This window comes from Pelagibius sp., assembly GCF_028289705.1.
In the GTDB taxonomy this organism is placed as follows: domain Bacteria; phylum Pseudomonadota; class Alphaproteobacteria; order Kiloniellales; family Kiloniellaceae; genus Pelagibius.
This window is the reverse complement of the sequence record NZ_JANQOI010000139.1, coordinates 1-13,623: the sequence shown is the minus strand read 5'-3', so window position 1 is coordinate 13,623 and position 13,623 is coordinate 1. Positions and strand designations below refer to the sequence as shown.

At 67.8% G+C, this 13,623-nt stretch carries 11 protein-coding genes and 1 pseudogene; 2 read left to right on the top strand and 10 right to left on the bottom strand.

The window, feature by feature from the left end; translation table 11 throughout:
• Positions 1 to 77 precede the first annotated feature (77 nt).
• Complete coding sequence (gene gloA / locus Q0996_RS18095) at positions 78 to 518, top strand: lactoylglutathione lyase (protein WP_299622933.1); 441 nt, start codon at positions 78 to 80, stop codon at positions 516 to 518.
• A gap of 17 nt (positions 519 to 535) precedes the next feature.
• Positions 536 to 1,690 (top strand): trypsin-like peptidase domain-containing protein, encoded by a 1,155-nt coding sequence (locus tag Q0996_RS18090; protein WP_299622930.1) that lies wholly within the window; start codon positions 536 to 538, stop codon positions 1,688 to 1,690.
• A gap of 3 nt (positions 1,691 to 1,693) precedes the next feature.
• On the opposite strand, the gene Q0996_RS18085 is transcribed toward Q0996_RS18090, so the two are convergent.
• The 10 genes and pseudogenes from Q0996_RS18085 to Q0996_RS18040 all read right to left on the bottom strand — a co-directional run.
• A complete protein-coding gene (locus Q0996_RS18085; RefSeq protein WP_299622928.1) occupies positions 1,694 to 2,920 on the bottom strand; it encodes a S8 family serine peptidase in 1,227 nt (408 codons plus the stop codon).
• A gap of 207 nt (positions 2,921 to 3,127) precedes the next feature.
• On the bottom strand, positions 3,128 to 5,368 hold the full coding sequence (locus tag Q0996_RS18080) for an esterase-like activity of phytase family protein (protein WP_299622925.1): 2,241 nt from the start codon (positions 5,366 to 5,368) through the stop codon (positions 3,128 to 3,130).
• 111 nt (positions 5,369 to 5,479) lie between these two features.
• A complete protein-coding gene (locus Q0996_RS18075) occupies positions 5,480 to 6,181 on the bottom strand; it encodes a glutathione S-transferase family protein (RefSeq protein ID WP_299622922.1) in 702 nt (233 codons plus the stop codon).
• Positions 6,178 to 7,392 (bottom strand): CaiB/BaiF CoA-transferase family protein, encoded by a 1,215-nt coding sequence (locus tag Q0996_RS18070; RefSeq protein WP_299622919.1) that lies wholly within the window; start codon positions 7,390 to 7,392, stop codon positions 6,178 to 6,180. The genes Q0996_RS18075 and Q0996_RS18070 overlap by 4 nt, the downstream gene beginning before the upstream one ends.
• Before the next feature lie 125 nt (positions 7,393 to 7,517).
• A complete protein-coding gene (locus Q0996_RS18065) occupies positions 7,518 to 8,735 on the bottom strand; it encodes a multidrug effflux MFS transporter (protein WP_299622916.1) in 1,218 nt (405 codons plus the stop codon).
• Between the two features lie 203 nt (positions 8,736 to 8,938).
• A complete protein-coding gene (locus Q0996_RS18060) occupies positions 8,939 to 10,177 on the bottom strand; it encodes a CoA transferase (RefSeq protein WP_299622913.1) in 1,239 nt (412 codons plus the stop codon).
• Entirely contained in the window at positions 10,177 to 11,055 is an 879-nt protein-coding gene (locus Q0996_RS18055) for a MaoC family dehydratase N-terminal domain-containing protein (protein WP_299622910.1), read from the bottom strand. The genes Q0996_RS18060 and Q0996_RS18055 overlap by 1 nt, the downstream gene beginning before the upstream one ends.
• On the bottom strand, positions 11,052 to 11,948 hold the full coding sequence (sucD, locus tag Q0996_RS18050) for a succinate--CoA ligase subunit alpha (protein WP_299622908.1): 897 nt from the start codon (positions 11,946 to 11,948) through the stop codon (positions 11,052 to 11,054). The genes Q0996_RS18055 and sucD overlap by 4 nt, the downstream gene beginning before the upstream one ends.
• Positions 11,949 to 11,960: 12 nt before the next feature.
• A complete protein-coding gene (locus tag Q0996_RS18045; RefSeq protein ID WP_299622903.1) occupies positions 11,961 to 13,136 on the bottom strand; it encodes a malate--CoA ligase subunit beta in 1,176 nt (391 codons plus the stop codon).
• Between the two features lie 38 nt (positions 13,137 to 13,174).
• Positions 13,175 to 13,623, bottom strand: a pseudogene (locus Q0996_RS18040) (serine--glyoxylate aminotransferase); the annotation flags it as partial.

Genomic DNA, 13,623 nt, shown 5'->3' with positions numbered 1-13,623 from the left:
GGCAATGACCAAGGCGGCGGGCCCGCTGGTATGAGGCAAAAGCCAATCAACCAACGACTGAGCGAAAGGGAGAGCTCTTGCGCTATCTGCACACCATGGTTCGGGTCAAGGACCTGGACACGTCCCTGAATTTCTACTGCAACCTCCTCGGCCTCAAAGAGGTGCGGCGCATGGACAGCGAGAAGGGCCGCTTCACGCTGGTCTTCCTGGCCGCCCCCGAGGACGAAGGGCGGGCCCGCGACGAAAAGGCACCGCTGGTGGAACTGACCTACAACTGGGACCCGGAGGACTACGACGGGGGCCGCAACTTCGGCCATCTCGCCTATGCCGTCGACGACATCTACGGGCTCTGCCGGAAGCTGCAGGACGGCGGCGTGACCATCAACCGCCCGCCGCGCGACGGCCATATGGCCTTTGTGCGCTCACCGGACGGCATCTCGGTGGAACTGCTGCAAAAGGGCGACTCCCTGGCACCGCAGGAGCCCTGGGCCTCCATGGAGAACACCGGAAGCTGGTAACTCTCCGCCACCGTGAGATGCCGCTGCGGCCCGGCAGGGCCGGTGCAGCCCGCGCCCTCGTCGCGCTGGCATTCGTTGCGGCCGCAATTCTTGCGGCGCCTGCGGCGGACGCACAGCTCGCCCCCTGCGATCAGCCGCAGGCGGTCTGCGACGCGCGCCAGGCGGTCTTTGCGATCTCGGCCTTCGATCCGGTGGGCTCGGCGGTGCGGATCGCGCCCGAGCGGCTGGTGACCGCCCGCCATGTGGTGGCGGACGAAGCCGAGGCGATCGTCTTCCTCGCGGATGGGACACCGCTGACGGCCCAGGTTGTTCCCAGCGGCTACCGCGCTGACCTCGTGTTGCTGGAGGTGGCCGGCCTGCCGCCGGGGCCGGTGCTCGCGCCCGGCGCGGCGCATTTGGAGATGCCCCTCTATACCGTGGCGGCGGATGTCGGGCGGCAGAGGATTCGCGCCTACGACCCGGGCCGCGCCGTCGCCCTGCCGCCGTCGGACCGCCCGCTGGCCCGCCTGCACACCACGGCCTACAGCCAGCCGGGCAACAGCGGCGGCGCTCTGGTCGACGCGGAAGGCCGGCTGGTCGGGATCGTCGCCTCCGGCGGGGCCGGCCGGTTTGAAGCAATTCCGGTGGCCGCAATCGCCGCTCTGGAAGCGCAAAGCGGCCCGGACTTTTCCGATGAAAGCGCAGAGATCGGTGCCGCGGTGCGGATCTGCACGACCCTGATCGAGGATCGGCAGGCGAGACCGGGCCGCCTCGACGAACAGCAGGCCAAGGCAATCGCCACCGCCTGCGGGCGCGCCGGCAACCGCCAGCTCCTCGACCTCGCGGGCCAGGCCTTGGGCCGTGGCGGTGCGGCGGCAGAGGCGGTCCCGCTGTTCGAACGCGCCCTGGCAGAAGACCCCAACGCCGTCAACACACGCCTCGGCCTGGTGGTCACCCACCATCTGCTGCGCGACTATGAGGCTGAGTTGCCGCATCTCCATTGGCTGATGGAACACGCCGGCGACGACCTGCAGGTGCTGCGCTTCGCCATTCAGGCCGGCACCTGGGGCGGCGAGCCTGAGCTGGCGGCCCGCGCTCTCGCACGCCTGAAGCAGGTCAACCCGCAGACCGCGCCGGCGGCGGAACGCTTCGTCAACAATCCGCCGCCCCGGCCGCCCAAGCTGGGCAATTGACGTTCAACCGTCGTCCGCCGGGTTGGGGATCCAGCCGGCGGCCACCTTGGGCGCGCCGCGCTCCAGCGGTGGCACGGCCCGCGCCAGGATCGCGCGCTTCAGTTCGGCGGCCTGCCAGTCAGGATTGGCGGCCTTCAACCGCGCTGCCAGGGCCGCCACCCGAGGGACCGCATAGCTGGACCCGGAGGCTTGGCCGCGGGCGCCGCGGTAGTCGACCACTTCGAGCTGTTCGGCCGGCACCATGACGTCCACCGAGACCGCGCCCCAGTTGGATCCGGCGGCCAGGCGCCCGAAGGCGTCGGCCGAGGTAACCACGAGCATGTTGTCCAGCGCCAGGCCGGCGGGGAACAGCGGCTCGGCATCGATGTCGCGGCCGTCGTTGCCGGCGGAGACGACGAAGAGGAGATCGCTGTGGGCCGCCGCGGCCTCGGCGAAAGCGGTCCAGTCCTCTTCATTGCGGCTGCCCAAGGGCATGGCGACGATGGCGGCACCCGCCGCGGCGGCGGCTTCGATCAGCGTGCGCATGCGGCCCATGTCCGGGCGCGGATAGCGGTAGGGCAGCAGGCGTATGCCCGGCGCCTCCTTCAGCAGCAGGCTGGCCACCGGCGTGCCGTGACGGATCGGAAAGAACGGCGAGCGCCCGGTATCGCCGTCGAACGGCCGCGCGTCGAGGTCCCAATAGTCGTAGCCCAACGCTTCGCCGTCTTGGTTGCGTGCCAAGCGTTGTGCGACCTGCGGCAGCAGATAGTTCACGCCGCTGTCGATCTGGGCCACCGTCACCCCGCCGGGATCATCGCCGGGCGGGACCGGCGGGTTGAGGGCTTCGACCGTTTCGACGGTCTCCAGGTCGCCGGCCAGGTGAACGAGTTCGCTGGGACCGCCCGCGCCGGCGTAGCGCAGGACCCGCCCATGCCGGATGCTGCAGTCGCCGCCGGCAAGTGCGGTGGCCAGCGGGCGCGTGTTCTCCCGGTCGCTCAGCGTGACGGTGACGCGGCGCAGCGCTTCCCCCGCTCGTGTCCCGCCCAGCGTGAGCGCGAAACCGGTTTCGGCATTCTCCAGAAGAACCTGCCGCCGGGCCCAGCGCTCGGAGGGGCCCCGGTCGCGCACCCGCGCGACGCCGAAGCCAGCCAGGGGTCCGGCTTCGAAGGCCGCCATCGCCTCGGGTTGCAGCAGCGCTTGCGGGCACAATGCGGCAGCGGCACGCAGAACCTTGCCAACATTCTCTAGCACCGGCTGGCTTTGCGCCTGCGCAGGTGCCGTCAATGCCGCCAAGACCATGCTCAAGGTGGCCAAAGTGCGGCGGGCTGGGACTGCAAGGACCGGCAAGCGCGGTTTCCGAGTTCTTCGCGTCGGGTAATCCAGTCTCGCATGGAGGCGCAAAAGAAGCAGCCCCGTACCGTTTGGTCCGGGGCTGTTGGAGTTGCTCAGGGTAGACCCTTAGTTGCTGGCCTGGAGTAGGGTCCCGGTGCCGAGACGCAGGAACAGGCTCTCGCCCGGCGAGTCGTCGACACCGTCGTTGTCGGTGACGGCGTAGACCTGGCCGTCGGCGGCCAGCGCGAAGCCCTCCACCTTGTCGGCGGTCCAGCCGTTGGCGGCGCGCAGCATGGGCAGCAGATCCATGGCCAGGGTCTTGGTCAGCACCGGCGGCGTTTCGCCCGGTGCGGCCGGACTCACGGCGCTGAGGTCGACCTGATAGACCCGCTTGATGGCGGCATCGGTGCCGGCCTGATTGTCGCGCTCGACGATGGCGAAGCGGCCGTCGCCTAGCGCGGTGATCTCGCTGAGGCCGACCCAGCCGCCGGCCGCACTCTCCGGCTTGTCCAGGGGATAGTGCATGACGCCCCAGGTATTGGAGGCGAGATCCAGGGTCAGGATCTTGGTCATGCCCTTGGGGTCGTCGTTCCACTCCCGCTGGACCGCGAGGTAAAGCCGATTGCCGTCCAGGGCGACGCCCTCAAGCCCGAAGCGCTTCTTCGCCGATTCCAGAACCTCCGGCAGGGTGATCTCCCGCGCCACTTCGCCGTCGGGCTTCACGTGGAGGATGAGGCTCGAACGGTCCTTCTTGGGATGGCCTTCGGAGGCCACGTAGAAGCTGCCGTCCGGCGCGGCGGCGATGCCTTCGGGGTCCAGGTTCTCCACCGGCGCCCCGTCCTTGGTGATGGTCCGCGCGGCGACGATGCGCGCCGGCTCCGAAGAGACGTCGAGGGTGAAGATCTGCGGTACGCTGTAGAAGCTGTCGCTGACCGCATAGAGGATGGTCGGATCGCTGGGGTTGGCGGCGAGGCCGGAGAGGGCACCCCAGCCGATGGGCGCGCCGTCGGGCCCGTTCACCGAGACGATCTGCGGCAGCGCCGGGCCGACGCCCCCCTGCTGGTAGAGGGTGATGGTGGAACGCAGCTTGTCGTCGGCGCTGTCCTTCTCGTTGGAGATGACGATGAGACCGCGGGAGGCGATGGTGGCGATGCCCTCGGGGCCGACGCCGCCGGAGGGCAGGGCCTGCACCAGGTCCATGCGGCCGGAGCCGCCCTGGTCCGCCGCGCCGTCACGGTAGAGGGCCACCAGATTGGCGCGCTCCAGGCCCACCATCACCAGGCGCTCGCCGGCGAAGGTGCCGGCGGCCACGCCTTCGGGCTCGCTGCCCTTCTTGCCGGAGCGCTTCTCCGGATAGTGGCCCAGGGAGGCGGCGAGATGCTCGGTGGCGTTGCCGGAGTCGTAGAGTAGCGCGCCCTCGGCCGAGAACACCGAGAAGCCGCGCGAGCCGCCCTCGTAGTCGCCTTCGTTGGCGGTCACGAAGCGCCGGTCGTCGAGCCAGGCCACCGCGTCGGGCTCGCGCCGCAGGCCGGTCTTGCTGGCCGTCATGGTGATGGCGCCGTCGCGTTCGATGTCGACGTGGGTGAGATTGACGCTGCCGGCGGAGAAATGCCGCACCACCGTATTGGCGGCCAGATCGACGATGGCCAGGTGGTTGTTCTCCTGCATCGTGATGACAGCGTGGTTCTGGCTGTTGATGGCGACGAACTCCGGCTCCGGATCGTCACCGGCGATCTCGGCGAGCCCGGTCAGCGCGGTCACCGTCACGCCTGCGCAGTTGGCCAGCGCGCCGCTGCCGTCCACCTGAAAGCTGGCCAGATGGCCGGCGGGAAGCTGCGGGATGACGCCGTCGTTCAGATCCTCGTCGCGCTCGTTCTCCACGGCGATGGCGAGATAGCGGCCGTCCGGGCTCAGCGACACGCTGTCCGGCTGGCCCTGCACGTCGCAGGTCGCGGTGACCGCGTCGGTGGTCAGGTCGACCACCGCCACATGACCGGAGGGGGCCAAAAAGCTCTCGGAGGTGTTGACGCCGACGTAGGCATGCTTGCCGCGCACGGCGACAGAGGTCGGCTCGCCGCCCACCATGACGATACCGGCGGCCTTGGGGTTCGCCGGGTCGGTGATGTCCACCTTGCCGATGGCCTCGAGCTCGGAGTCGGTATAGACCAGCATGTTGCCGTCCAGCGCCGGGACCACGATCTCGGCCACGGTCTCCGTCGCCGGGTCCTTGCCGTCGGGAAGATTCAGAAAGACCGGGAAGGAGGACACGCGGGCGAAGGGCTCGGTGGCCTGCGCCGGGGCCGCAACGCCAAGGGCGAGCGGTGCCAGGCCGGCCGTGAGGCCAACGGCTAAGAGTGGGCGGTGCATCGGAGTCTCCATGAACGAGGGAAAAGCCAAACATGGCGATTCCCTGCGTCGTCCAGATGACCGAATTGCGTCAGATTTGTTGCGTTGAAGGCCGATGCTTGCGCCTCCCTACTACCGCTCACCCATTTTCAGATGCTCGGCCGACTGGTTGAACAGCAGGTCGTTGTTCTCTGCGGTGTGTTGGCCGCGGTTCTGCCTGTCCTTGTGCAGGTCGATGGCCCGCCGCACGGCGGGGCGCTCCTTGATGCGCGCCCGCCAGGCCGCCACCTTGGGGAAGTCCTCCAGGGAGGAGCCGAGGGGCTTGGCGATGAAGGCCCAGGGAAAGGCGATCATGTCGGCGATGGAGTAGTCGCCGAGGATGTAGTCGCGCGCGCTCAGGCGCCGCTCCAGGACCGCCAGGTTGCGCTCGTATTCGCCGCGGTAGCGTTTGAAGCCGTAGTCCTGGTCCTCCGGCGCGTAGTTCTTGAAGTGGCTGAGCTGGCCGGCCATGGGCCCCTGGTTGCCGACCTGCCAGAACAGCCACTCCAGCGCTTCCTTGCGGCCCAGGGGGTCGGTCGGCATGAAACGGCCTGTCTTCTCCGCCAGATAGATCAGGATCGCGCCGCTTTCGAAGACGCTCACCGGGTCGCCCGGGACGTCACGGTCGACGATGGCCGGCATCTTGGCGTTGGGGCTGATGGCCAGATAGTCGGGCTTGAACTGGTCGCCCTGCGACAGCCGCAGCAGATGGGTCTCGTAGTCGAGGCCGCATTCCTCCAGCATGATCGCCACCTTCCAGCCGTTGGGCGTGGGGGCGTAGTAGAAGTCGATCATGCCGCGTCCTCTCCCTTGGCCGCGGTTTCGGCGGCGGCGCCGGCGGCGATCATGGCTTCGATTTCCGCCGCGCTGAAGCCGGCTTCCCCCAGGACCTCGCGGGTGTGGGCGCCCAGCGGTGGCGCGCCGAAGCGGTGCCGGGCCGGCGTGCCGGAGAAGTCCGCCGGGTTGCCCGCCTGGCGCAGGCGGCCCGCCTCGGGATGATCGTTCTCCACGACGATGCCGTTGGCCTGGACCTGGGGGTGGCGGATCGCCTCGCGGCGGGTCAGCACCGGCGCGCAGGGCACACCCGCGGCTTCCAGGCGCCCGATCCAGTCCGCCGTCGTGCGCTCGCGCAGGACCGACTGGGTGAGTTCCAGGCGGGCATTCTTGTTGTGATCCAGACCCTCCGAATCCTGAAAACGCGGGTCCTCGATCCACTCCGGGCGCTCGGCGGCGCGCGCCAGGCCGACCCATTCCTTGTGGCGCATCACGGCGACGGAGATGTAGCCGTCCTGGGTCTCGTAGATCAGATCGATCCAGCTCTGGGCCACCTCCTGTTCCATCTCGTCGCCGACGAAGGTGTGGCCGCCCATGTCGGAACCCCAGAGGAAGGCGATCACGGTATCGAGCATGGAGAGGCGGATGTGCTGGCCCTCGCCGCTGCGGCTGCGCGCCAGGAGCGCCGCGCAGACCGCCTGGGCCATGGTGAAGCCGGTCAGCTTGTCCGGCAGGATGGTGCGCACCAGGCGCGGGCGCTCCTCGTCCGAGCCCGCCTGCACCGTGGTGAGGCCGGAGAGCGACTGAACGAGCGGGTCGAAGACCGGCCTCTGCGCGAAGGGCCCATCGAAGCCGAAGCCGCTGATGGAGGCATAGACCAGCCCCGGATTGATCGCGCGCAGCGCCTCATAGCCGAGCCCTAAACGCTCGGTGACGCCGGGACGGAAGTTCTGGATGAAGACATCGGCCTCGCGCACCAGACGCTTCACCGCCTCCAGCCCCTCGGGCGTTTTGAGGTTCAGGGCGACGGAGCGTTTGTTGCGGTTGTTGTTGAGGAAAGAGGCGGAAAAGCCGTTGCGCCGGGTCGCCACCTGGCGGGTGTGGTCGCCGCCGGCGGGGGTTTCCACCTTGATCACGTCGGCGCCCTGGTCGGCCAGGATCATGGTGCCCAGCGGCCCTGAGACCCTGGTCGTCAGGTCGATCACTTTGAAGCCCTCGAGCGGTCCGGGCATGGCATGGCTCTCCTCTGCGGCGCTTCGCAAGGAAGACGAAGCGAGAGCCATTCTGTCAGCTAAAGGCCGCAAGCGCAGCAAGGCGATTGGTTTCGCGCTGCGGGCTGTCCCCCGCTGCCGAAGCGTCACGAGGCTTCGCGGGACTTCGCTTGCCTGTTGAGCGCGTGGACCCACCAGGCGCTCGCCAGGCCCAGGAAGGATGTCACGAACATCAGTCCCAGGAGCGCCATGGCACCGGTCTCCTCGGTGACGAAGACACCGGCGATCCATGTCACAAGGGCGCCGCCACCCATGGTGAGGGCACCGGCGAGGCCCGAGGCCGTGCCCGCCAGATCGGAACGCACCGACATCGCGCCGACGTTGCTGGCGGGCATTGTGACGCCGTTGCCAAGGCCGACGAAGATGGTCGATCCAAAGAGGGCAAGCTCGTGCACCACGCCGCCGGCAAACAGCATCAGCCCAACCGCCAGCCCCGAACAGGCGACGATCCGCCCCGCCAGCATCGTCGTGTCCAGTTCGAAGCGTTTGGCGAAGCGGGCTGCCGCGAAACTGCCCAGAAAGAACCCGCCGGTGATGGACCCGACGTAGATCCCCAGTGTGCCCGGAGTGGTCTGGAAGAGAGCGGTGGCGACCAAAGGCGCCCCGGCAATGAAGGCGAAGAACGCCCCGGTCGAAAAGGCCATGCAGCCGGCATAGCCCCAGAACCGCCTGGACCGCAGCAGGACCGGATAACTCCGCACCTGGGACCCGAAGGTCTGCGAAGGGTTCCGGTTGGTCTCGCCCAGATCGAGCCACGTCAGGGCGAGGAGCGCGATCCCCATCAGCGCGAAGGCGAGGAAGCTGGAGCGCCAGCCGAAGAGCTCGTCGAGCAGGCCGCCCACCATCGGTCCCAGCATCGGTGCGACCGCCATCGCCATGGCGAGGTAGCCGAGCAGGCTCGCGGCCTGCTTCGGCGGCACCATGTCCTGCACGACCACCCGCGACAGCGCCCCGCCGGCGACGATCGCCGCCTGTATCATCCTGAAGAACAGGAACGTCCAGACGGTCTCCGCCAGCAGGCATCCCAGCGAAGCCGCCGTGAACAGTGCGATTCCGCCGAGCAGGACCGGCCGGCGCCCGTACCGGTCCGATAAGGGCCCGATGACGATCTGCAGGACGGCGGTGACGGCCAAATAGCCCGCGATGGACAGGCTGACCAGGGTGTAGTCCGCGTCCAGGTCCACGGCGATGTTGACCAGCGAGGGGACGAACATGTTGAGCGAGAGGATCGAGACGCCGGTCAGCAGGATCAGCGTCAGCAGTCTGGGTGGCGTCCGTTGGGGCGGGTGGCTTTGGCTATCCATTTGACATCCTGAAACAAAAAAACCCCCGACAGAGTCGGGGGCGCGTCACGTCGTGATCCGGAAGCCGTTACGGCTCCCCGCGCCTTCGCTTCGATACGATGCTGACTGTGCTCACGACGAGATCTCCATCTGGATGCCCCGAACGCTATGGTTCGCAGCGCGCCCTGTCAAGGACGGCCCGGTTCAGGCCACTGCCCTTGCGGTCAGGAGGCCAAGCTGTCGATCCTGCCCGGATCGCTGGCAATGCCGCTGTCGAAGAGGGACGCAATCTCGTTGTGCGGCAGTCTCGCGACGTCGGCCAGGACCTCCTCGGTGTGTTCGCCCAGGCGCGGCGCGGCTTTTGGCTCCTGATGGCCGAGCGACAAGAACCGGAGCGGGGACCCCGGGACGAGATAGCGGCCTATTCCCGGTTGGTCGATCTCCGAGAAAAGCGGGTTCTCGGTGGACAGGTCGGGGTCATTTGCCAAGGCCTCGGCGAAGCTGCGAAAGACGGACCAGGTGAGGCCAGCGGCATTGAAGGCATCCTCGAAATCGGCCACCGGGCGCGCGGCAAACCACGGCTCCAGCACCGCGGTGATCTCCTTGCGCAGCTTCCAGCGTGCGCCTTCCTCTTTCAGATCCACGCGGTGCTTGCGTTCTATGGCCGCCATCCCGTCCGCAGTGTTGGTGAGTTCGACGATCTTGCGCCACTGTCGCTCGGTCAGGCCGATGACCATCACGCGTTGACCGTCCTTGCAGAGGAAGTCCTGTCCATAGGCGCCGTAGAGCGCGTTTCCGGCCTTGGGCCGGTCCTCCCCATTCACGCTGACCTCTGCGATGATTCCGAGATTGCCCAACATGGCGGCCGCGACGTCTTTCAGCGTCAGCTCGACCGATTGGCCCCGGCCGCTGCGCAACCGCTGGCGTTCGGCGGCAAGCAGGCCGGAAACCACCATGTTCCCGGCGATGCAATCCCAGGCCGGCATCGCATGGGCCACCGGCTCGTCGCTGCCTTCCGGTCCGGTCGCATCGGGAAAGCCGATTGCCGGGTTTATCGAATAGTCGACGGCCGGACGGCCATGGCGGTCGCCAAGCAGCGATACCATGCAAAGGTCCGGGCGGCCCCGAGAGAGGGTTCCGTAGTCGGTCCAGCCGGGAACGCGCAGGTTGGTGATGAACAAGCCCGCATCCCTTCCGGGCGCGGCGATGATGGCGTTCGCGATCTCACGCCCCCGCGGCGTCCTGATGTCGATCGCCACGGAGCGCTTTCCCTTGTTGAGCCCAGCCCAGAACAGACTCTGTCCGGATTTCGTGACGGGCCAGCGTGTGTAGTCCAGCCCGCCTTGGGGCCGGTCGATCCGGATCACGTCCGCCCCCATCTGCGCCAGCGTCATGCCGGCCAGCGGGACGGCAACGAAGGCCGAGCTTTCGACAACGCGCATGCCCTGGAGGACGCCGTGCATCAGTCCCACTCCATCGTCGCTTTCAAACCCTGATGGCCTGCTGCGGCGCCGGTGCAGAGGTCGATGGCCTGTTCACCGGCCTGACCTGTTCCCAACAGCCGCAGGGGCCCGTCGTTGAACATCGGATGTACCCCGCGAAATGCGAACCGCGCCGGCCGCGCGCCCGTGTGGCGGCAAGCGGCCTCGATCAGCAGAGTCGCCTGAAGCGGTCCCTGGACTACGAGGTCCGGGTACTTCTCGACATTGCGGGCATAGGGAAGATCGTAGTGGATACGATGGGCGTTGGCGGTGGCGGCGGAATAGCGGAACAGCCGCGCTTCGTCGATCGCGACGCTTTCGTCGAAGTCTGTATCTTCCGGCACTGGGATCGCCGCCGGCGGCTGAAAGCGGTCCGGTATGTCGAGATAGACGATGTCCTGAGCTTCTTCGATCCGCCCGCCATGCGCCCCTTCGATCGTGTGACCGACACGAACGAAGACCATGGGCCCCGTCGCGCCCGTCTTTTCCGTGATCGACAGAATCTCGGATTGCCGGTGCAAGGCTTCAGCGATCCTGAGGCTGCCCGAAAACGTCAGCCGCCCGGCGGCCCACATCCTCCGCGAAAACTCCAGCGGCGGCAGGAACTTTCCAAGTGCGGGGTGACCGTCCGGCCCCAGCTCCGAAAGGGGCACGAACTCAGGAAAGGCCGCCCAATGCCAAAGGTAGGGAATGGGCGCGCCGGGGCGGATGTCAAAAGGGGCCGACCTGGGATGTCCGACGGCGGCGCCGACCATGCCGGCCAGTTCGGGAGTAAGCGCGCCCCGGCGCTCCTGCGTGCGACCGACCCATGCCTGCACATCCGTCTCGGTTGTCTCGGCATGTGTCGCGGCTTGGCTCATGCGGCGGCCTGTCTTTCCAGAACGGCTGCCATGGTTTCGCCCATGACGGAGGGGTTGGGGGCGACGGTGATCCCGACCGCGCTCAAGAGTTCGACCTTTTCCTGCGCGCTTTCCCCGAAGGCGGAGATGATCGCGCCCGCATGACCCATCTTGCGTCCCTTCGGCGCCGAGAGCCCCGCGACATAGGCGACCACGGGCTTGGTCATGTGATCGCGCACGAAGGCGGCGGCCTCGGCCTCCTGCGGTCCGCCGATCTCGCCGATCATCATCACCGCATCGGTTTCGGGATCGGCCTCGAAGAGCTCCAGGATGTCGCGGAAGGAGGAGCCGTTGATCGGGTCACCGCCGATCCCGACCGAAGTCGAGACCCCGATGCCCAGGGCCTGCATCTGACTGGCGGCTTCGTAGCCCAGCGTGCCCGACCGCCCGACGATGCCGATCCGTCCGGGCGTATAGATGTGCGGCGGCATGATGCCCATGAAGGCCTTGCCGGGGGAGATGATCCCGGCGCAGTTCGGCCCGATCAGCCGCATCTTGCGGTCCTTGGGGTAGCGCCGCAGGAAGCGCTTGACGCGCATCATGTCCTGGGCCGGGATGCCGTCCGTCACGCAGACCGCCGTGCGGATGCCGCAGTCGGCGGCTTCCATGATGGCGTCGGCGGCAAAGGGCGGCGGCACGAAGAGCAGGCTCGCCTCGGCACCGGTCGCCGCCACGGCCTGACGGACGGTATCGAAGACCGGGCGATTCAGCACCGTGGTTCCGCCCTTGCCGGGGGTGACGCCGGCGACGACCCGGCTGCCCGCCTCGATCATTTCCTGGCTGTGGAACTGGCCGATGCGGCCTGAAATTCCCTGAACAACAATCTTCGTCGTCTCGTCGATCAGAATGGCCATGGCGGGTCTCCCTCAGGCGGCAACGGGCTGATTGCGCGCTGTCACAGCCGCCCTGGCCGCATCTTCCAGGGTATCGGCGGCAACGAGGGGCAGTCCGGACTGGCGCAGGATGGCACGGCCCTCCTCGACATTGGTGCCGGCCAGGCGCACGACCACGGGCACCCCCAGGTTCAGATCGCGATAGGCCTGCACCACACCCTTGGCGATCCAGTCGCAGCGGTTGATGCCGGCGAAGATGTTGATGAGAATCACCCGGACGTTCCTGTCGGACAGAACCGTGCGGAACGCCTGGCAGACCCGCTCGGGGCTGGCGCCACCGCCGATGTCCAGGAAATTCGCCGGCTCGCCCCCGGCCAGCTTGATCATGTCCATGGTGGCCATGGCGAGGCCGGCCCCGTTGATGATGCAGCCGATATCGCCCTCCAGGCCGACATAGGCGAGACCGTTGTCGGCGGCCATCGCCTCCCGCGGGTCTTCCTGGCTTGGGTCGCGCAGGGCGGCAACCTCGGGCCGGCGATAGAGGGCATTGGTGTCGAAGCTCATCTTGGCATCCAGTGCGACCAGCTCGCCGGCATCGGTGATGACCAGGGGATTGATTTCGACCATGAGCGCATCGAGGTCGCGATAGGCCCGGTAGCAGGCCCGCAGCACCGCCGTCATCTGCGCGATCTGTCCGCCCTTCAGGCCGAGCGAAAAGGCAAGTTCCCGGGCCTCGTATTCCGCCAGTCCCACCGCGGGGTCGATCACCATGCGGCGCAGGCTCTCGGGGTCTTCAACCGCCAACTCTTCGATTTCCATGCCGCCGTGAGCCGAGGCGACGATCATGATCCTTTCCGATTTCCGGTCGAGCACGAGGCCCAGGTAGAGTTCCTGCTGTATGCCGGTGGCGGCCTCGACCCAGACCCGGAACACACCTTTGCCGTTCGCATCGGTCTGGCGTGTGACCAGTTGCTTGCCGAACAGGGTGGCCGCGTAGTTGCGCACCTCGTCTTCGGACCTGCACAGCTTCACGCCGCCCGCCTCACCGCGGCCGCCGGAGTGCACCTGCGCTTTGACGACCCAGGCGTCGCCGCCCAGTTCGCGCGCGCGGTAGCCCGCCTGTTCGGGGCTGTAGGCCAGGCCGCCGCGCGGCACCGGAACGCCGAGACCGGAGAGGATTTCCTTGGCCTGGTACTCGTGAATGTCCACGGCGCGCCTCCCGTCCGCTGCGCTCTGGACTCGCCGCCTCAGGCGACGAGCGTGACCTGGGGTTCGAACTGATCGGCCTGGGCGTACCATTCCTGTGCCGCGCCGACGCCGGAGCCCAGCTCAAGCGAGTAGCCGGCGCGGGCCAGCGACATCTCCGCGATTGCGAGGGCCGCAAGGCACATGCCCGCGTTCAGGTCGCCCAGATGACCGATCCTGAAGGCCTTGCCGGCCAGGGGGCCGAGGCCTGTTCCGAAGGAGGTGTTGAAGCTCTCATAGGCAATGCGGAGTACGTCGCGCGCATCGATGTCCTCGGGCACCCGGATCGCCGAGACCGTGTCGGAGTAGAGGGACGGGTGCTCCGCGACGAGATCCAATCCCCAGGCCGCGATGCCGCGGCGCACGCCCTCGGCCAGGCGGTGGTGGCGCACGATGACGTTGTTCAGGCCCTCCGCCTGGATCCGGTCGATGGACTTGCGAAGCCCATGGA